This window comes from Pseudonocardia sp. ICBG1293 (assembly GCF_020131355.1).
Lineage (GTDB): Bacteria > Actinomycetota > Actinomycetes > Mycobacteriales > Pseudonocardiaceae > Pseudonocardia.
The window spans coordinates 285,049-304,882 of record NZ_JAHLEL010000038.1 but is presented as its reverse complement, the minus strand read 5'-3'; the positions used below and the strand labels follow the sequence as shown (position 1 = coordinate 304,882).

The following is a 19,834-nucleotide window of genomic DNA, read 5'->3' as shown; positions in this document are numbered from 1 at the left end:
GGGTCGGTCACGCGTCGCCGTCCCCGGTCGGTCCGGCCGCCGGCTCGACCAGCAGCACGGCGCGCCCGGACGAGCGGAGCCGGGCGGCCGCGGCGGCGACGTCGGCCCCGGTCAGGGCGGCCAGCCTGCCGGGGAGCTCGACGGCGAGCTCGGCGCGGCCGTAGAGCAGCTCCCGGGCGCCCAGCCCGAGCATCCGGAACATCACGCGGTCGTCCTCGCGGTGCAGCGCGGCCACCCAGCGGGCGGTCTGGCGCTCCAGCTCCTCGGCGCCGGGTCCCTGCTCGGCGAGACGGTCCAGCTCCTCGTCGACGGCGGCGGTGACCCGGTCCGCCGGGACCTCGGCCGGGTGCACCGCGGTGATGGTGAAGGTGTCGGGGTCACGGGCGTCGAACGGGCCGCCCATCAGGCCGTTGGACGCCGACACGTCGGTGACCAGCCCGTCGCTGTGCACCAGGCGCCGCTGCAGCCGGGCCGCCTCGCCGTCGGCCAGGACCGTGGCGAGCATGGCGTGCGCGAGGTACGCGTCGGGCTCGGCGGCCGGGTCGGGCACGCGGTAGCCGAGCGCGAGCGCGGGCAGCGGGGCGTGGGTGTCGGCCACGGTCTGCCGACGCTCGGCGCCGGGAGCGGGCTCGGCGAACGACGGACGCGCCGGGACGGGCCGGGCCGGGATGTCCCCGAAGTGCCGCTCGACCAGCGCGAGGGTGCCGTCGACCCCGTGCTCGGACAGGTCTCCGTGCACGGTGACCAGCGCGTTGCCCGGTGCGTAGAAGGTGTCGAAGAACGCGGCCGCGTCGTCCAGGCTCGCCTGCTCCAGCTCGGAGAAGTCGCCGTAGCCGTTGTGCGCGTTCGGGAAGGTGTCGTAGAGGACCGGCGGCAGCAGGATCCACGGGAACCCGCCGTAGGGGCGGTTGTGGACGTTGAGCCGGATCTCCTCCTTCACCACGTCGACCTGGTTGCGCAGGTTCTCGACGCTGAGCGTGGGGGCGCGCAGCCGGTCGGACTCCAGGAACAGCGCCCGTTCCAGGGCCGCGCCCGGCAGCACCTGGAAGTAGTCGGTGTAGTCCTGGTGGGTCGAGCCGTTGAAGACCCCGCCCGCGGACTGGACCTGCCGGAAGTGCTCCAGCTTCTCCAGGCTCTCGCTGCCCTGGAACATCAGGTGCTCGAACAGGTGCGCGAAGCCGGTGCGGCCCTCCGGCTCGGAACGGAAGCCCACGTCGACGTGCACCGAGACCCCGACCACCGGGGTGGCCGGGTCCGGGACGACGAGCACGCGCAGCCCGTTGGCCAGCGTGGCCCGGTGCAGCTCGAGAGCGGGTTTGTCGGCGATCACGGACACGGGAGCGAGGCTATCCCCCACCCCCGACAGCCTGCCCGCTCAGGCGTGCTCGGGCGGCAGGACCACGAACTGGCGCAGTCCGAGGTCGCGGTAGGTCACCGGGCCGCGCGGGCCGGGGGTGTGGTCCACGTTGATGCCGGTCTCGGGCAGGCCGAGCAGCTTGTAGCCGTCGAGCAGCCGGGACGGGGCGTTCCAGAACACGCCGGTTCCGGTGTAGCGGTCGATGAAGCGCCGCGCGACCTGCTCGTCGGCGGCGCAGATCGTCGCGGCCAGGCCGGAGGTCTCCCGGGCGGCGGTGTCGGCGGCGTCGTCCGGGCCGTCGACGACGGCGACCGTCACGTGCGCCTCGGCGCCGGAGTCCAGTGCCCACTCGTGACCGAGCGGGTGAGCATGCGGGGGCAGCGACAGCGCGATGCCGCGGGCGTCGAGGGCGGCCTTCGCGACCGGCAGCAGGGTGTCGTAGACGGGCCGGTCGACGAGCAGCAGGTTGAGCCGGTTGCAGACGCCGAGCCGGTCGGTCGAGTCGGTGACCAGCCGGGTGACGTCGGCCTCGGTGGCGCTGGCGTCGAGGTAGAGCACCCCGCCGCCGTCGGCGTGGGCGAGCACCCGGGTGCCCGCGGTCGCACCGAGCACCGACAGCTTGCGGGTGACCTCCCCGGATCCGCGGACGACGACCAGCGGCACCAGGTCGGGCAGCCCGACGAGGGCCTCGGCGCCGGCGTGCCCGGGCAGTGGGACGAGCTGCACGGCGGCCTCGGGCAGGCCGGCATCGGCCAGCGCGGGGCGCAGCACCTGGTCGACGAGCGCGGTCGCGCTGCCCAGGGCCGCCGAGCCGGTCCGCAGGACGGCGGCGCTGCGGGCCTTGAGCACCTGGGAGGCGACGTCGACGGTCACGTTGGGACGGGCCTCGAACACGGCGCCGATGACCCCGACGGGGATGCGGCGCTCGAACACCCGCTCGCCGGTCTCCAGGGTGCGGACCGGCCACTCGGTGGGCGGCTCGGGGGTCGCGGCGAGCACCTCGAGCTGGGTCGCGATCCCGGCCAGCCGCTCGGGGTCCAGCCGGAGCCGGTCCAGCAGGCCCGCGGCCGTGCCGTTCCGCTCGGCGGCGGCGACGTCGGCGGCGTTGACCTCGAGCAGCTCGTGCGCGCGGTCCCGGATCAGCGAGGCGGCGGCGCGCAGGGCGTCGTCGATCCGGCCCTCGCCCGCGGCGCGGACGGCCGGGGCGGCGGCCCGGGCGCGCTGCCCGGCCTCACGGACGGCGGCGAACTCCGGTGCCTCGGTCGTCTCCGGCGGGGTCGTCACGGTGCTGCTCACGCAGGTCAGGGTAGGCGGTCGCCGTCGCGGCCCCGAGTGGGTGCCCGGGGAGGCCCTGCTCCGCTCTGCTCACCGCTGCGCAGCAGGGACCGGCCGCTCGTCCGGACACCGGACCTGCCCGTGCGCCGGGACGCGGCCCGGGGCCGTCGCCGGGCGTCGTGGGGACCCCGCGCCGCCTCCCGGCGGGGGCGGCCCGGCCGTGGCCGCTCAGCCGGCGTCGTCGGTCCCCACCGCCCGCCGGGCCGCGTCCCGGCGGGTCGCCCCGCGTGATCCGGCGGCGGACGACGCCCGCGACCGGGGCCCGCGGGGACGGCGCTCAGGGCCGGTCCGCCGGCACGGCGTAGACGACGATGTTCGACTCGTAGCTCCCCGCGGCCGGGTCGAACACCCCGCCGCAGGTGACCAGGACCAGCTGCGGGTCACCGTCCCGGCGGAACACCTCGCGCGGCAGGTCGTGCTTGCCGTACTCGCGGCGGGCGACGACCCGGTACTCCGCGGCGCGACCGTCGGCGCCGCGGACGACGACCGGCTCGCCCGCCACGAGCTGCGGCAGCACCGACAGGAACCCGATGCCCTGGGTGCGGGAGTCGACGTGGCCGGCGATGACCGCGCTCCCGGCCCCGCCACCCGGCAGCACACCGGGTGCCCACCAGCCGACCGTGCGCACCTGGTCCGGGACGACCATCCCGCCGTCCGGGGCGGTGACGACCGCGTCGACGGGGGCGGACAGGCCGCGGGCGGGGAGCTCGAGGGTGGCCGGGACGACCGGTTGCGGGGCGGCGGTGGGGCCGGTCGCGGGGAGCGGGTAGACCGCCGAGACGGTCCACGGCTCCCGCGGCGCGATCGGCGCCGGGCCGGTGGAGCGGGCCACCGGGCCGGTGCGGTCGCCGGGACCGGGCAGGGAACCCGCCGGAGGTACGGGAGGCGACGCCGGCGGGACGGGCGGCAGGGGCGACGACGCGGCGGGCGCACCCGGGGACACGGCGGACACCCCCGGAGGCCCGGCGGGCAGCCCCGGAGGCCCGGGCGGCGCTCCCGGAGGCCCGGCCGACACCCCCTCGGGCGCGGGCGGTGCCGCCGGAACGACGCCCGCACCGGGCGCGGGCGGGCGCGCGAGCAGGCCGGGCTGGGGCGGGCCGGGCGCGAGGTCCCCCGGCAGTGACGCGGCGTCCGGCATCCCCTGCGGCATAACCGGGTCGGGCGGCGCCAGGACCGGGAGCGCCCGGGCCACCGGCACCGCACGCGTCGCGGCGGGTCCCGCGGGCACGGAACCCAGGTCGCTCGCCTCGACGCGGGCGTCGTCACCGAGCGCGAGACCGGCGCCGGTGCCCAGCAGGACGGCGCCGAGGAGCAGCAGCGCGGCCGCTCCCCGGACGCCCCCGGCCGGGCGCCGGCGCCGCGGGGTCACGCGCGGGCGCGGCGCAGCCGGACCGCGCCGGCGACCAGGAGCGCCAGCCCGGCACCGCCGAGCGCGACGGGCAGTGCGGCGTCGGACGCCGACGCGGCCTGTCCGCCGGTGCCGGCGTCGACGGCGGGCGCGCCGGAGCCGCCCTGGCCCGCGGCGCCACCCGCGCCGTTGCCATTGCCCGCGCCGTTGCCTGCGCCGTTGCCATTGCCCGCGCCATTGCCCGTGCCGTTGCCGTCGCCCGCGCCGGGGGCGGTCCCGTCACCGGCGCCGGCGGTGCCGTCGGCGGCGCCGGGGGTGTCCGCACCCGGGGTCGCGGCGCCGGCCTCGGCCGCCGCCTGGTCCAGCTGGTTCTTCAGCTCACCCAGGTTCGTCAGCTGCGCACGCGCCTGGTCGAGCTGCTCCGGCGGCAGACCGGGCACGTTCAGCAGCTGCTGGGCCTGGTCGTTCAGCTGCCCGACCTGCTCCTGCGCGGCCTGCAGCCAGCCCTGGTCGAACTGCTCACCGGTACGGGCCTTGAGGTCGTCGACCTGGGACTGGATCTCCGGCGACACCTGGTCGGGCAGCGAGACGCCGACCGAGGACGCCAGTCCCCGCAGCCTGTCGTTGAGCTGCTGGCCCTCGCCCTGCACCTGCGGCGCGAGCTCCTTGACCTTGTCGCCGACACCCTGCTCCAGGCCGATCCCGCCGAGCGCGGCGAGACCGAGCGCCTTCTGGTGCGCGTCGCCGAAGGCCTGGCGCGGGTCGCCGACGCCCGGGACCTGGGGCAGGTTGTCGGGCAGGTTCGGGACCTGCGGCGTCTCGCCGCCGCAGGCGGTCAGCCCGACGAGGGCGGTTGCGGCGACGGCGGCGCCGACGGTCCGGCTGATCCGGCGCGGGCTGTTCGTGGTCGTACGCGTCATGCGAGTCATCCCCCGGGGGTAGCGGTGTACGCCTGATGGGCTATCGCCCTACCCCGAACGTTGCAACTCGAACCACACGACGGGTCTCGCGGTCGTCGTCGAGTGGTTATCGCCGACGGCTGAGCGGTGCGGGAGCGGACGGCGGCGGGACGACCGGACCGACGTCGCCGTCGGGAGCCTCGTCGAGGTCCAGCACGACCGGGGCGTGGTCGCTGGGCGACTTCCCCTTGCGGGCCTTGCGGTCCACCCACACCGCCGCGCGGCGGTCGGCCGGTCCCGCCCCCGCCAGCACGAGGTCGATCCGCATCCCCTGGTCCTGGTGGAACCGGCCCGCCCGGTAGTCCCAGTAGCTGAACACCCGCTCGTCGGGCCAGCGTTCGCGCAGCACGTCGCGCAGCCCGGTGCCGAGCAGCGCGGCGAGCGCGGCGCGCTCGTCGGGGGTGACGTGGGTCGCCCCGTCGAACAGGGACCGGTCCCAGACGTCGTCGTCGGTGGGGGCGATGTTCACGTCCCCGGCCACCACCGTCGACCCCGGGTCCCCCGCCGCGACCTGGTCGCGCAGCGCGGCGAGCCACCGGAGCTTGTAGGCGTAGTGCGGGTCCTCCGGGCTGCGGCCGTTCGGCACGTACACCGAGGTGACCCGCAGGCCCCCGCAGGTGGCGGTCACCGCACGCGCGTCCGGCTCGGCCAGCCCGCCCTCGGAGAAGACCGGCTCGTCGGGCAGACCGCGGACGACGTCGTCGAGCCCCACCCGCGACAGCACGGCGACGCCGTTCCACCGGCCCTGCCCGTGGTGCGCGCTCGCGTAGCCGCGCTCGGCCAGCGCCTCGTCGAAGGTCGCCGCGAAGTCGTCGTCGGAGAGCTTGGTCTCCTGCAGGCAGACGACGTCAGGCGCGCGTTCGTCGAGCCACGGCAGCAGCCGGGGCAGCCGGGACTTCGCGGAGTTCACGTTCCAGGTGGCCAGGCGCACGGGCCCGACCCTACGAGAGGAACCGCGTCACCGATCGCCGGATCCCCGCGACGTCCAGGCCGTGCGCCGCGTCGTGGTCGGCCGCACTGCCGTAGCGGCGCAGTTCGGCCACGCCGACGCCGAGCCCGAGGACCCGGTGCCGGACGTCGGCGAGCGCGTCGCCGGCCGGCCGGACCGAGGTCCCGGCGAGGTAGGGCTCGACGAGCACGACGTCCGGCTCGGACAGCGTCGCGCGCAGTGTGGCCCCGTCGAACGGGCGGACCGTCGGCGCGTAGAGCACGGTGACGTCGAGGCCCTCCACCGCGGCGAGCGTCCGGTCCGCCAGCGGCCCGACCGCGACGACCGTCCCCCGGCCCCCGCGGCGCAGCACGGTCATCGAGGGCCCGGTGCCGTACGGCCGCGCGTTGGACGCGGCCGACAGCCGGACGTAGACCCGGTCGTCGCCGGGCAGGGCGGCCCGCAGCTGCGCCTCGGCCTCGTCGGCGTGTCCGGGTACGTGCACGGTCCAGCCCTCGAGGGTGTCGAGCAGCGGCACGTCCCGCGGGCCGAAGTGGGTCTCGCCGGCGCCCGCCATGTCGTAGGACCCACCGGCCGAGACCAGCAGCGCCCCGGCCCCCTGGTGTCCCAGGTCGAGCTTGAGCTGCTCGTAGGGGCGCTCGACGAGGAACGGCGCGAACGTGTGGACGACGGGGCGCATCCCGGTCAGCGCGAGCCCACCCGCGGCGGAGACGAGCAGCTGCTCCCGGATACCGACGTTGATCACGCGGTCGGCGATCCCGGGCGGGACCTCGACGTAGCCGGCACCGATGTCGGCCAGCAGCGCGACGGCCCGCGGGTCGGACGCGATCAGCTCCGGCAGCAGGGCGTAGAAGCGTTCCCGCAGGTCGGGAGCGTTCACGGGGTCGGAAGGAGCGGGCTGCTGCGTATCGGTGAGCAGAGCGGAGCCGGTCATCGGTGGTTCCCCTTCGGTTCGACGTGCGCGACGACGGCGAGCGGCCGGTCGGTGTGGTCGGTGCGGAACGCGCGCTCCAGCGCGTCGTGGTCACGCCCGTCGGCGTCGACGGCGGCCCAGCCCTCCGCGGCGAAGCGGCCGGCGATCCCGCCGGGCCAGCCGTGCGAGGCCGAGCTGTTGTCGACGACGACGGCGGACAGCCCGGACAGCCCGGCGCGGCCCGCGTACTGGATCGCCTCGAAGTTGGAGCCCTCGTCGAGCTCGGCGTCGCCGAGGAGGACGACGGTGCGCGCGCCGCGGCCCTGCAGCCGCAGTCCCGACGCGGTGCCGACGGCCAGACCGAGACCGTGCCCGAGCGAGCCGGAGGAGATCTCCACGCCGGGCACGAGCGTGCGGTCGGGGTGGTGTCCCAGCGTCGAGCCGTACCCGGCGAACCCGTCGAGCAGCTGCTCGTCGAGGAACCCGCGGGCGACGAGGACGGCGTAGAGCGCCATCGGGCCGTGCCCCTTGGAGACCAGGAACCGGTCCCGTTCGGGGTCGTCGGGACGCGTCGGGTCGACGCGCAGGATGCGGTCGTAGAGGACCCACAGGACGTCGAGGGTGGAGGTCGCGGCGGGCTCGTGCTTCTCGTCGCCGGTCATCCGGGTCATCAGCCCGGCGAGGTCGGCGTAGCCGGTCGGTGATCGCATGGTCACCACCGTGCGACCTGGAGTCCGGTTCAGGTCAAGGGCGGACTACTCCTCGTCCGGCGGACTCGCCTTCCGGACGTAGAGCAGCTGGTCACCCCGCTCCAGCGCGTCGACGGCGGCGGAGTCCACCCGGTGGAGCTGCTCGCCGCGGACCACGCCGAGCACGATGTCGGGCAGGTGCCGCGGGGAGCCGCCGACCTCGGTCGGCTCGACCTGGCGCTGGGAGATCGCGAAGCCGGCGTCCGGGGTGAGCAGGTCCTCCACCACCTCGACGACGGCGGGCGAGCGGGTCGCGACACCCAGCAGCCGACCGGCCGTCTCGTCGGAGACGATGACCGAGCTGGCACCGGACTGGCGGAGCAGGTGCACGTTCTCCGCCTCGCGCACCGCGGCGACGATCGAGATCGACTTGGACAGCTCGCGGGCGGTGAGGGTGACCAGCACCGCGGTGTCGTCGCGGTCCAGGGCGACGACCAGCGTCGTCGCCAGCTGCACGCCGGCGATGCGCAGCACCGCCGAGCGGGTCGCGTTGCCGGACACGGTGACCAGGCCCAGCCCCGAGGCCACGTCCAGACGCGCCCGGTCGGTGTCCACGACGACGATCTTGCCGGGGTCGACGTCGTCGCCCAGTAGCGTCTCCACCGCCGCCCGCCCCTTGGTGCCGTAGCCGACGACGACGATGTGCTCGCGCACGCGCGACCTCCAGCGCTGGATCCGGAACGACTGCCGCGAGCGCTCGGTGAGCAGCTCGACGGTCGTACCGACGAGGACGATCAGGAACAGCACCCGCAGCGGGGTGATCACCGCGATGTTGATGCCGCGGGCCATCGGGCTGACCGGGACGATGTCGCCGTAGCCGGTCGTCGACAACGACACCGTCGCGTAGTAGAGCGCGTCGAGCAGCGAGATGTCGCCCGCGCCGTTGTTGTCGAGGTAGCCGTCCCGGCCGAAGAACACGATCAGCGTCGTCGCGCCGAGCGCGAACACCGCGATCACCAGACGGGTCATCAGCGAGCGCACCGGGCCCGACCGCGTGTCCGGCATCCGCAGCGCACCCTCGACCTGGGGATCGAGTGCGCTGAGCCGGGTGGAGCCGATCACCTGCGCAGGCTAGCGCCCAGGTGGCGCCGCACCGACCGCGCGGGCCCTATCCTGACTCAGGTGTCGGCCGAGGGGGACCACGAACGTGCGACGCGGGCTGCGCGCACCTCGCTGCGGCCCCGGTTGGGCACGCGTCGGTTCCGGGGCGCCTCCGCGCCCGGCCCGGACCCGACCGAGGCGCTGGAGACCGGGGTCGCCGTGGCCGCGGGGCTGCGCGAACCCGCCGGGTCCGCGGCCGTGACCGAGGCGTTGCGCCGGCTCGCCGTGCTCTGCGGCGCCGAGGCGGCGGGGCTGGTCCGGCCCGGCCTGCCCGACTCCTGGTGGGGTCCCGGCCGCGCCGACGGCCTCGCACTCGCCGGGCGGGCCCGCGGGCGGCGGCTCACCGAGGGCGGCCGCACCGCGTTGCCCCTCGGCGACGGCCCGGTGCTGGTCCTCGCCGGTGGGGTCGGGTCGGCGGCCGCGCGCCGGGCCGCCGCGTTCGTCGCCGACGCCCTCGAACGCGCCCGCCTGGCCGACGGCGAGACCGAGGCCGAGGCCGCCCGCCTACGCGCTCTGCGCGCACAGATCTCCCCGCACTTCGTCTACAACGCGCTCACCACGATCGCGTCGTTCGTCCGCTCGGACCCGGCCCGCGCCCGCGACCTGCTGGAGACCTTCGCCGAGTTCATCCGGCACTCGCTCGCCGCACGCGGCGACTACGTGCCGCTGGCCGGGGAGTTCCGCTCGGTCGAGGCCTACCTGACCCTCGCCCGCGCGGTGCTGGGCGACCGGCTCCGGGTGCAGGTGCGCGTGGCGCCCGAGGTCCTGCCGGTGCCGGTCCCGGTGCTGGCCCTGCAGCCGCTGGTGGAGAACGCGGTGCAGCACGGGGTCGAGCGCTCCCCCGACGGCGGGCTGGTGCAGGTCAGCGGCGAGGCCGAGGGGGACGTCTGCGTGATCACCGTCGACGACGACGGGCCGGGGATGAGCCCCGAGCACGCCCGTGCCGTGCTGGCCGGCACCGCCGAGGGCGCCGGGCTGGCGCTGGTCAACGTGGACCGCAGGCTGCGGGCGGTCTACGGCCCGGGCCACGGCCTGGTCATCGAGACCGCGCCCGGTGCGGGCACCCGGATCGTGCTGCGGATCCCGCGGTTCCAGCCCGGGGTGGTGATCTGAGATGGCCGCCTCCGCGGAGCCGTTGCGGGTGCTGGCCGTCGACGACGTCGCCCCCGCCCTCGACGAGATCTGCGCGCTGCTGGCCGACGCGCCCGACGTCGGCGAGGTCGCCAGGGCCGGCGGCGCGGTCGAGGCGCTGCGCGCGATCCCCACCGGCCGGTTCGACGCCGTCTTCCTCGACATCACCATGCCCGGGATGGACGGCCTGGAGCTCGGGGGCGTGCTGGCCGCGATGGCCGCCCCGCCGGAGATCGTCTTCGTGACGGCGTTCGAGGAGCACGCCGTCGCGGCGTACGGCCTCGGCGCCGTCGACTACCTGCTCAAACCGGTCGGTGCGGACCGGCTCGCCGACGCGCTGGGCCGGGTGCACCGGGCCCGGGCGGGCCGGTCCGCCGCCGGGCCGGACACCCGCGGCGTGACCGCGCCGGAGCCGGCCGGGCCCGCGCTCCCCCGGGTCGACGAACTCGCCGTGCTGCCGGTCGAGGCCGCCGGGCGCACCCGCTACGTCCGCCGCGAGGACGTCCGCTTCGTCGAAGCCCACGGCGACTACGTGCGGCTGCACCTGCCCGGCGGCTCGCACCTGGTGCGCATCCCGCTGTCCCGGCTGGAGGAGCACTGGGACCCGCACCGCTTCGTCCGGGTGCACCGCAGCTTCCTGCTGCACCTGCCCGCGGTCCGCGAGCTGCGCAGCGACGCCGGCGGCGGCCTGCTCGCCCACACCGACGCCGGTGACGTACCGGTCAGCCGTCGGCACGCCCGGGACCTGCGCGACCAGCTGCTCGCCGCGGCCACCGCCGGCGCACTCGACGGCCACCGCGCACCGGACGGCGCCGGGCCGGGAAGCGGCCGGGGGCGGGCGTGCCCCCGTTACCTTCTTGATCAAGCCCGCTGAGGGCTTGCAGGCCGCCGGCCGCGGTATGACTGACTGCCCCTGTCGCCCGATGATCTGGGGGGTGTTGTCGCCGTGGCCGGAGGGCGCCAACGACCGCTGATAGAGACCTGACCCGTGTGGTCTGCTCGCAACGTGGCTGCCGGCGCGGGTGCTCGTGGTCGGCCTGCCGCGACGAGAAGGGAGCGGCGGTTGCCCGATCCTGACCAGCACCCGACCGGGTTCGCGGTGTTCTGCGGCCTGGACGTGGGCAAGTCCGAACACCACGCCTGCGCGGTCGACACCAACGGGAAGCGGGTGCACGACAAGGCCCTGCCCAACGACGAATCGGCGCTGCGCACCGTGCTGTCCGGGCTGGCCGAGCACGGCGCGGTGCTGATGGTCATCGACCAGCCCGCCTCGATCGGAGCGCTGGCCATCGCCGTCGCTCGTGATCTGGGGATCACGGTGGCCTACCTGCCCGGGCTGGCGATGCGCCGCATCGCCGACCTGCATCCCGGGCAGGCCAAGACCGACGCCCGCGACGCCCACGTGATCGCCGAGGCCGCCCGGACGATGCCGCACACCCTGCGCCGGGTCGGCACCGACGACGAGACCCTCGCCGAACTCACTGTGCTCGCCGGTTACGACGATGACCTGGCTGGGCAGAGCACCCGGCTGACGAACCGGCTGCGCGACGCCCTGCTGCATGTTCATCCCGCCCTGGAACGCCTGCTCGGGCCACGCCTGGACCGCGGTGGCGTGCTCGACCTGCTCGCGGCCGCGCCCACCCCGCAAGCCCTGCGAGAGCTCGGCGCTGACGGGATCGCCGAGACGATGCGGGCCCGGTCGCCTCGACTGGCCCGCACCCTTCCCGCCCAGATCCTGACCTCGCTCGACGCCCAGAGCCTGACCGTTCCCGGCACGGCCGCGTTCGCCCGTGTCATCACCGGCGTCGCCGGGCAGCTGCGCCAGGTCCACACCGAACGCGACCAGCTCGCCGACGAGCTCGAAGCCCGCCTGGAGGCCCACCCTCTTGGACCGGTCCTGACCTCGATGCCCGGACTCGGGGTCAGGACCGCCATCAAGATCCTCACCATCGTCGGCGACGGCTCCGGGTTCCCCACCGCCGGGCACCTCGCCGCTTACGCCGGCCTCGCCCCAGTCACCCGCCGCTCCGGCACCTCGATCAAAGGCGAAACCCGATCCCAGCGCGGCAACCACGCCCTGAAATCCGCGCTGTTCCTGTCCGCATTCGCCGCCCTGGCCGACCCCGCCAGCCGCGCCTACTACGACCGCAAACGAGCCGCCGGCAAACGACACAACGCCGCCCTGATCTGCCTCGCCCGACGCCGCACCGACGTCATCTACGCCATGCTCCGCGACCGCCGCCCCTACAACCCGCCCACGGTCAACAACCCCGATCCAGAACTCGCCGCCGCTTGACGAACCCATAGAGACACCCCCCCGCCCGCGCCGGGTCGCGGTCACCGCACCCCCCGAGCGGGGCGGCGCCGCCGCACGCCCGCAGCCCGCCGCGGTGCTCGACCCGCAGCTGGCCGGGCGCGCCCGCGGGCTGCGCCGGGCACAGCTGCGCCGCGCGGTGATCACCCTGACCTACGCCGCGGTGCTGCTGTTCGGGCTCCCGGTGCTGTTGCGGGTCGCGCCGGGGCTGGCCCAGTGGAGGGTCGGCGGGCTGCCGCTGGGCTGGATCGCGGTCGCCTGGCTGCCCTACCCGCTGCTCGGCGTGCTGGCGTGGTGGCACCTGCGCCGCGCGGAGGGTGCGGAACGCCCGTGACGGCCGCCGCGGTCGTCGCCCTGCTGCTGGTCACGGTGCTGATCGGAGCGCGCGGCGTGGCGGCGATGCGCACCACCTCGGACTTCCTCGTCGCCTCCCGGCGGACCTCGCCGATGCTCAACGCGGCAGCGGTCTCCGGGGAGTACCTGTCGGCGGCGTCGTTCCTCGGTGTCGCCGGGCTCGTGATCAAGGAGGGCACCGGGGCGCTCTGGTACCCGGTCGGGTTCGCCGCCGGCTACCTGCTGATGCTCGCGCTGGTCGCCGCCCCGATGCGCCGGTCCGGTGCGCTGACCGTGCCCGGGTTCGCCGAGGCCCGCCTCGGGTCGCGGTCGCTGCGCCGGTTCTGCGCGGTGGTCGTCGTGGTGATCGCGGTGCTCTACCTGGTGCCGCAGATCGTCGCGGCCGGGCAGCTGCTCACGCTGGTGTCGGGTGTCGACTACTGGGTCGGGGTGGTGGTGTCCGGGCTCGCCGTCGGGCTCACGCTGGCCCTGGGCGGGATGCGCGCCGCGACCTACGTGCAGGCCTTCCAGTTCGCGCTCAAGCTGCTGCTGTTCGCCGGGCCCGCGATCTGGCTGCTGCTGCTCGCCGGGCCGCAGCTGCGTGCCGACATGGCCGCGCCCCCGCAGTTCACCCGGTTCGCCGCCGAGACCCCGGTCGACTTCCGGCTCGGCACCGACCTGGTGCTGACCGAGCCGACCGTCGTGGTCGTCGACGGCGCGCCGGTCGCGCTCGCCCCCGGTCCGCACCACGCCACCGCCGACGCCGTCTGGGTCTTCCCCGACGGCGCCGCGGTGCCCGAGCTGGGGGGGTGACCGGACCGGGCTGCCGGTACCCGGCAGCGCCGAGTGGGCGCTGCCGCTGCTCGGCACCGCCGACACCTCGCCGCTGCTGACGACCTGGTCGGTACTGGTCGCGACGGCTCTGGGGACGATGGGACTGCCGCACATCATCGTGCGGTTCCACACCAGCCCGGACGGGCGCGGTGCCCGGCGCACCGCGGCGATCACGGTGGCGATGCTCGGCGCCTTCTACCTGTTCCCGATCGTCTACGGGCTGCTCGGGACGGTGCTCACCCCCGAGCTCTACCTGTCCCAGGGCCCCGACACCGCGATCGTCACGCTGCCGGGGCGGGTCACCGGCGGCGGCACCGCGGCGGTGTTGACCGCGATGCTCACCGCGGGGGCGTTCGCCGCGTTCCTGGCCACCTCGCTCGGGCTGCTGCTGGCGCTGTCCGGAGCGCTCGCGCACGACCTCATGCCCTCGGGGCTGCGCCGGCTGCGGTGGACCGCGCTGGCCGCGCCCGCCGCCGTCGTACCGGCCGCGTTGCTGATGGTGCGTGTGGACGTCAGCGCGGCCGTGACCTCGGCGTTCACCGTCGCGGCATCGACGTTCTGCCCGCTGCTGGTGCTGGGGCTGTGGTGGAAGGGGCTGACCGCGCGCGGCGCCTACGCCGGGATGGCCACCGGGCTGCTCACGACGGTCGGGGCGATGGCGCTGGGCGCCGGCCTCGGGCTCGGCGGGACGGCAGGCATGCTGCTCGCCCAGCCCGCACTGTGGTCGGTGCCGTGCGCCTTCGTCGTCATGATCGCTGTGTCACTGGGCGATCACGTTCCGTCGGACGCGGAAGCTACGATGCTGCGGCTCCATCTGGCCGATCGGGAGTGAGCGCAATAGCGTAGCGGCGGCGTCAGCGTCAAGACCGCTCGTCGTTCCGCGACGCGCTCGATCGTCCGGTCGTCGGCCGCTCGCATCTTGGGTCGCCCGGAGCGAGCGTGTGGGGTTCCGCACACGGCCCGAAGGCCCTTTCCTGGGTCCGGTTCCGTGGCCGTGCGTGGCTTGTGCAAGGAGGCATACGTGAGTACGACCGAGTCCGACGAGCAGCCCGGCGGTTCGACGCCGGGCACTCCCGACTGGGCCGCCGCACAGGCGAGCCCCGACTTCCAGGAGCTGCGCAGGCGGCTGCGCGGGTTCGTGTTCCCGGTGACCGCCGGGTTCCTGGCCTGGTACCTGCTGTACGTGCTGCTCGCGACCTTCGCGACGGACTTCATGGCCACCCCGGTGCTCGGCAACATCAACCTGGGTCTGATCCTCGGGCTGCTGCAGTTCGTGTCGACCTTCGCGATCACCGTGGTCTACATCCGCTACGCCGACCGTGTGCTCGACCCGCTGTCGTCGAAGCTCCGCGGAGAGATCGAGGGCACCCGATGAGCACCACCGTCCTGGCGGCGACCGCGGACAGCAACCCGGCGCTCAACATCTCGATCTTCCTGGCGTTCGTCATCGTGACGCTGGGGATCGTGTTCTACGTCAACAGCCGGCACGCGAAGAAGACCGCCGCGGACTTCTACACCGCGGGTGGCGGGTTCTCCGGCACCCAGAACGGCTTCGCGATCGCGGGCGACTACCTCTCGGCGGCCTCGTTCCTGGGCATCGCCGGCGCCATCGCGATCAACGGCTACGACGGCTTCCTCTACTCGATCGGCTTCCTGGTCGCGTGGCTGGTCGCGCTGCTGCTGGTGGCGGAGCTGCTGCGCAACACCGGCCGCTTCACCATGGGCGACGTCCTGGCGTTCCGGATGAAGCAGCGCCCGATCCGCGCCGCTGCGGCCACCTCCACGCTGGCGGTGTCGTTCTTCTACCTGCTCGCGCAGATGGCCGGTGCCGGTGCGCTGGTGTCGCTGCTGCTCGGCATCTCGGGCGGCTTCGCCCAGGGCGTCGTGATCGCGGTCGTCGGCGTCGTGATGATCGCCTACGTCCTCATCGGCGGCATGCGCGGCACGACCTGGGTCCAGATGATCAAGGCTGTGCTGCTCATCGCGGGCGCGCTGGTCATGACGATCTGGGCGCTGGCGCTGTTCGGCTTCAACTTCTCGGCGATCATGCAGGCCGCGGCCGACGGCTCGCCGAAGGGCGAGGGGCTGTTCGCCCCCGGCCAGCAGTACGGCGCGTCGTTCACCTCGCAGATCGACTTCATCTCCCTCGGCATCGCGCTGGTGCTGGGCACCGCGGGTCTGCCGCACGTGCTGATGCGCTTCTACACGGTGCCGACGGCCAAGGAGGCCCGGAAGTCGGTCGAGGTCGCGATCTGGCTGATCGGCCTGTTCTACCTGTTCACCCTGGTCATCGGCTTCGCGGCCGGTGCGATCGTCGGGCCGGAGGCCATCCAGGCCGCGCCGGGCAAGGTGAACTCCGCGGCGCCGTTGCTCGCCGCCGCGCTCGGCGGACCGGTGCTGCTCGGCATCATCGCCGCGATCGCGTTCGCGACGATCCTGGCGGTCGTCGCCGGCCTGACGATCACCGCGTCGGCGTCGTTCGCGCACGACGTCTACATCAACGTGATCAAGCGGGGCGAGGTCGCCGACACCGAGGCAACCCAGGTCCGGGTGGCCCGGCGGACCGCGATCGTGATCGGTGTGGTCGCGATCGTCGGCGGCATCCTGGCCAAGGACCAGAACGTCGCGTTCCTCGTGGCGCTGGCCTTCGCGGTGGCGGCGTCGGCGAACCTGCCGACCATCCTGTACTCGCTGTTCTGGAAGCGGTTCAACACCACCGGCGGTCTGTTCTCGATCTACGGCGGTCTGGCCAGCACCCTGGTGCTGATCATCTTCTCGCCGGTCGTGTCGGGTGCCGAGACCTCGATCTTCGCGAACGCGGACTTCGCCTGGTTCCCGCTGGCCAACCCGGGCCTGGTGTCGATCCCGCTGTCGTTCCTGCTGGGCGTGATCGGTACCTACGTCGGGCAGAAGCGCCACGACGGCATCAAGTACGCCGAGATGGAGGTCCGGTCCCTGACCGGTGCCGGCATCGCCAAGGCCGAGGCGCACTGACCCCCGGCCGTCCGCATGCGTGGAGCCCGCGTCCCCGTCACCGGGGGCGCGGGCTCCGTGCGTCGCAGGTGTCGCCCTCGACGGATCGAGGGGCTGCGGCAACGCTCAGGCCTGGGCGGTGACCGAGGGCACCCCGGCGACCAGGTCGTGCAGGGCACGGGCGTCGAGCAGGTCCGCGGGGCGCAACGTGACGCCCTCGCGGACGTAGTGGAACGCCGCGCGCACCCGCTCCGGCGCCACCTCCTGCAGCGCCGCCCACGCCAGCCGGTAGGCGGCGAGCTGCACCCCGACCGCGTGCCTGCGCTCCTGCGCGGGCAGACCGCCGGTCTTCCAGTCGACGACGGTCCAGCCGCCGTCCGGGTCGGCGAACACGGCGTCCATCCGTCCGCGGACCGCCACCCCGGCCAGGACCGTCTCGAAGGACACCTCGACGTCGACCGGCATGCGGTCCGCCCACTCCGACGCCTCGAACGCGGCCTGCAGCTCGGCGAGCTCGGTCGCGTCGGCCTCCGAGGACACCGACTCGTCGGCGGCGCCGGGCAGCTCGTCGATGTCCAGCAGGCGCTCCGCGCCGAAGCGCTGCTCCAGCCAGGCGTGGAACGCGGTGCCGCGGCGGGCGTGCGGGTTGGGCGGCATCGGGACCGGGCGGCGCAGCCGGACGGCGAGCGCGTCCGGGTCGTCGGCGAGCTCCACGAGCCGGCTCACCGACAGCCTCCCCGGCAGTGCCACGGTGGGCCGCTGCGCGGCGGCCGCGCGCTCGGCGAGCAGCACGTCGACGTCCGCGGCCCAGCCCTCCGGGTCGCCCTCGGCCTCGGCCACGTCGGGCACGGGCTCCGGGGCCGCGGGGAGCTCGAGGGAGAGCTGGTCGGGCGGCGCGGCGCGGCGCGGGCGTCTCGGGCGCCGGGCCCGCAGTGCGACGCGGACCAGGTCGGCCCCGGCGCGGACGTCGTCGGTGCGGTCACCGAACGGGTCCGGCGGCCACTGCGCGGTCCGTTCGACGCCGAGCGCCGGGTTGCCGGTGTCCACCTCGGGCGGCGGCGCCCACCGTTCCAGCACACCGACCTCGGAGCCGCCGGGCCCCTCCAGGATCTCGGCGAGCTCGGTGAGGAACACCGACGGCTCCTTCGGCCGCTCCCCCGTGGCGGGCCAGCGGTGCCCCGACACCAGCAGCACCCGCTCGGACCGGGTGAGCGCGACGTAGAACAGCCGGCGTTCCTCGGCGAGACGACGCTCGTCGAGGGCGTCGTCGTGGTCGTCGAGCGCGGTCTCGACCTGCTTGCGGTCGGCGCCGGGCGGGGGAAGGTGCAGGCCGGGGAGGTCGTCGGCGTCACCGCGCAGCGGGACGGGCAGCGCAGCCGGGTCCTTCAGCCAGGAGCCGGACATCTTGCGGCCGGGGAAGACCTGCGCGACCAGGTGCGGGACGGCGACCACCTCCCACTCCAGGCCCTTCGCCGCGTGCACGGTCAGGATCTGCACCCGGTCCGGGGCGACCTCCACCTCGCCGGGGGTCAGGCCCTCCTCCGCCTGCTCGGCGGTCTCCAGGTAGTCGAGCAGGCCCGGCAGCGACGGCACGTCCGCACCGGCGGCGAAGTCGGCGACGACGTCGGCGAACGCATCGAGGTGCGCCCGCCCGGTGGGGCCGGGGCGGGCCGTGGTCTCGACGTCGAGCAGCAGGGTCCGCTCGACGTCGGCGACCAGGTCGGTCAGCGGGGCCGCGGTGCGGGCACGCAGCTGGGCGAGCTCGCGACCGATCCGGCGGATCCGGTCGAAACCGGCCGGGGAGTAGCGCTCCGGGCCGCCCGGGTCGTCGAGGGCGTCGACGAGCCCGGCCTGCTCGGCCTGCTCGCCGGGGAGCGCGCCGAGGGCCAGGTCGGCGGCCGAGAGCGGCCCGGGACGGGCGGGTCGGCGCGGGACGAGCTCGCGGGCGCGTTCCCACAGCGCAGCGAGGTCGGCGATGCCGAGCCGCCACCGCGGGCCGGTCAGCAGCCGCACGGCCGCCGGCCCGGCGAGCGGGTCGGACACCACCCGCAGGGCGGACACGAGGTCGCGGACCTCGGGGGTGGACAGCAGCCCGCCGAGCCCCACGACCTCGACCGGGACCCGCCGGTCGCGCAGGGCGGCGGCGAGCGCGTCCATGTCGGAGCGGCGCCGGACCAGGACGGCCGCCGTGGGCGGGCGGCCCTCGTCGAAACCGGCGTGCCAGCGTCCCGCGATGCCGTCGGCGACCCAGCCCACCTCCGTCGCCACGTCGGGCAGCAGGGCGGCCCGGACGTCGCCGGGGCCGGCGCCGTCGAGCGGGCGCAGCTCGCCCACCCGGACGGTGCCGGGCGCGGTCCGCAACGGTTCGGAGACCCGGTTGGCCAGGACCAGCACCTCCGCGGGGTTGCGGAAGCTGGTGAGCAGGCCGTGGACCGGGGCGGGGTCACCGCCTGCGGCGGGGAAGTCGGTGCGGAACCGCGCCAGGTTCCCGGCGCTCGCACCGCGCCAGCCGTAGATCGACTGGCAGGGGTCGCCCACCGCGGTGACCGACCGGTACTCCGGGCCGTCCTCCGGCTCCGGGGCGAGCCCCGGCGGCACGCCGAACAGCGCGCGGAGCAGGACCCGCTGGGCGTGCCCGGTGTCCTGGTACTCGTCGAGCAGCACGGCCCGGTACTGCGTGCGCTCGATCCGCCCCACCTCCGGATCGGCCTCGGCGACCCGGGCCGCGAGGGCCATCTGGTCGGCGAAGTCCATGGCCTGCTCGGCCTGCTTGCGGCGGGCGAACTCCTCGACCAGCGGCAGCAGCTCGCAGCGCATCCGCTGACCGGCGATCCGGGCCTTGTACCCGGCCGAGGGCTCCGCGCGCTGCCGCTTGCCCGGCGGGGCGTGTTCCAGCACCGGCAGCATCCGCTCGGCGAGGCGCCGCACCTGCTCCGGGTCGACGAGGTGTTCGCCCAGCTCCCCGGCCAGCGACAGCAGGTAGCCGGTGACGGTCGCGGGGACCCGGTCGATCTCCAGGTCCGCCGCCCAGGTCGACACGACGCGGTGGGCCAGCTGCCAGGCCGCGGTCGGGCCGAGCAGCCGCGCGGCGGGTTCGGCGGGCAGCCGCAACGCGTGCTCGCCGACCAGGCGCCCGGCGTAGGCGTGGTACGTCGCGACGGTGGGCTCGCCCGCCAGCAGTGCGGCGCGCCGGGCCCCGGACGGGTCCAGGTCGTCGAGCAGCCGGGCCCCGGCGAGCCGGCGCAACCGGGACCGGACGCGGGTCCCCAGCTGCTGGGCGGCCTTGCGGGTGAAGGTGAGCCCGAGGACCTGTTCGGGCAGCACCCGGCCCGTCGCGACGAGCCACACGACGCGCGCCGCCATCGTCTCGGTCTTCCCGGCCCCCGCACCGGCGACGACGAGCGCGGGCCCGGCGGGCGCGGCGATGACCGCGGCCTGCTCCTCGGTCGGCGGGTGCAGGCCGAGCGCGTGTGCCAGCTCGGCGGGAGTGGGGTCCACGCGGACCGTTCTACCCGGCACCACCGACAGCGCTGCCGGC

The 19,834-nt window shown here is 75.3% G+C and carries 15 protein-coding genes and 1 pseudogene; 7 read left to right on the top strand and 9 right to left on the bottom strand.

Annotated elements, in window-relative coordinates:
- Positions 1–7: 7 nt before the first annotated feature.
- The 8 genes from KPF47_RS15200 to KPF47_RS15165 form a co-directional block, all read right to left on the bottom strand.
- Positions 8–1,336: a pitrilysin family protein gene (locus KPF47_RS15200; protein WP_224389438.1), complete on the bottom strand. Its 1,329-nt coding sequence runs from the start codon at positions 1,334–1,336 to the stop codon at positions 8–10.
- A 39-nt stretch (positions 1,337–1,375) separates the two neighbouring features.
- Positions 1,376–2,653: an aldehyde dehydrogenase family protein gene (locus KPF47_RS15195; RefSeq protein WP_224389437.1), complete on the bottom strand. Its 1,278-nt coding sequence runs from the start codon at positions 2,651–2,653 to the stop codon at positions 1,376–1,378.
- Between the two features lie 316 nt (positions 2,654–2,969).
- The gene (locus tag KPF47_RS15190; RefSeq protein ID WP_224389436.1) at positions 2,970–4,061 is read right to left on the bottom strand and encodes a class F sortase; all 1,092 of its coding nucleotides are present in this window, start codon (positions 4,059–4,061) and stop codon (positions 2,970–2,972) included.
- Positions 4,058–4,960, bottom strand: a complete 903-nt coding sequence (locus KPF47_RS15185) for a DUF4142 domain-containing protein (protein ID WP_224389435.1) — start codon at positions 4,958–4,960, stop codon at positions 4,058–4,060. The genes KPF47_RS15190 and KPF47_RS15185 overlap by 4 nt, the downstream gene beginning before the upstream one ends.
- A 106-nt stretch (positions 4,961–5,066) precedes the next feature.
- Positions 5,067–5,930 carry an exodeoxyribonuclease III gene (locus KPF47_RS15180; RefSeq protein WP_224389434.1) on the bottom strand — a complete coding sequence of 288 codons (864 nt, stop codon included), beginning with the start codon at positions 5,928–5,930 and terminating at the stop codon, positions 5,067–5,069.
- A 10-nt stretch (positions 5,931–5,940) separates the two neighbouring features.
- Positions 5,941–6,882, bottom strand: a complete 942-nt coding sequence (locus KPF47_RS15175) for a transketolase family protein (protein ID WP_224389433.1) — start codon at positions 6,880–6,882, stop codon at positions 5,941–5,943.
- Positions 6,879–7,571, bottom strand: a complete 693-nt coding sequence (locus KPF47_RS15170) for a transketolase (RefSeq protein ID WP_224389432.1) — start codon at positions 7,569–7,571, stop codon at positions 6,879–6,881. The genes KPF47_RS15175 and KPF47_RS15170 overlap by 4 nt, the downstream gene beginning before the upstream one ends.
- A gap of 45 nt (positions 7,572–7,616) precedes the next feature.
- Positions 7,617–8,615, bottom strand: a complete 999-nt coding sequence (locus KPF47_RS15165; protein ID WP_224389928.1) for a TrkA family potassium uptake protein — start codon at positions 8,613–8,615, stop codon at positions 7,617–7,619.
- A 180-nt stretch (positions 8,616–8,795) separates the two neighbouring features.
- Here KPF47_RS15165 and KPF47_RS15160 point away from each other — a divergent pair, with 180 nt between their 5' ends.
- The 7 genes and pseudogenes from KPF47_RS15160 to KPF47_RS15130 all read left to right on the top strand — a co-directional run bounded on the left by KPF47_RS15160 (position 8,796) and on the right by KPF47_RS15130 (position 16,317).
- A complete protein-coding gene (locus KPF47_RS15160) occupies positions 8,796–9,824 on the top strand; it encodes a sensor histidine kinase (protein ID WP_224389431.1) in 1,029 nt (342 codons plus the stop codon).
- Between the two features lies 1 nt (position 9,825).
- Complete coding sequence (locus KPF47_RS15155) at positions 9,826–10,716, top strand: LytTR family DNA-binding domain-containing protein (RefSeq protein ID WP_224389430.1); 891 nt, start codon at positions 9,826–9,828, stop codon at positions 10,714–10,716.
- A gap of 189 nt (positions 10,717–10,905) precedes the next feature.
- Positions 10,906–12,138: an IS110 family transposase gene (locus KPF47_RS15150; RefSeq protein WP_224386690.1), complete on the top strand. Its 1,233-nt coding sequence runs from the start codon at positions 10,906–10,908 to the stop codon at positions 12,136–12,138.
- A gap of 94 nt (positions 12,139–12,232) precedes the next feature.
- Positions 12,233–12,490 carry a hypothetical protein gene (locus KPF47_RS15145; protein WP_224389429.1) on the top strand — a complete coding sequence of 86 codons (258 nt, stop codon included), beginning with the start codon at positions 12,233–12,235 and terminating at the stop codon, positions 12,488–12,490.
- A pseudogene (locus KPF47_RS15140) lies at positions 12,487–14,155 on the top strand (cation acetate symporter). The gene KPF47_RS15145 and the pseudogene KPF47_RS15140 overlap by 4 nt, the downstream one beginning before the upstream one ends.
- Before the next feature lie 189 nt (positions 14,156–14,344).
- Positions 14,345–14,698 carry a DUF485 domain-containing protein gene (locus KPF47_RS15135; protein ID WP_224389428.1) on the top strand — a complete coding sequence of 118 codons (354 nt, stop codon included), beginning with the start codon at positions 14,345–14,347 and terminating at the stop codon, positions 14,696–14,698.
- Positions 14,695–16,317, top strand: a complete 1,623-nt coding sequence (locus tag KPF47_RS15130) for a cation acetate symporter (protein WP_224389427.1) — start codon at positions 14,695–14,697, stop codon at positions 16,315–16,317. Before KPF47_RS15135 ends, KPF47_RS15130 begins: the two co-directional genes overlap by 4 nt.
- A 105-nt stretch (positions 16,318–16,422) precedes the next feature.
- Here the strand turns inward: KPF47_RS15130 and KPF47_RS15125 are convergent, their stop codons facing one another.
- Entirely contained in the window at positions 16,423–19,794 is a 3,372-nt protein-coding gene (locus tag KPF47_RS15125; RefSeq protein ID WP_224389426.1) for an ATP-dependent helicase, read from the bottom strand.
- Positions 19,795–19,834: the final 40 nt, after the last annotated feature.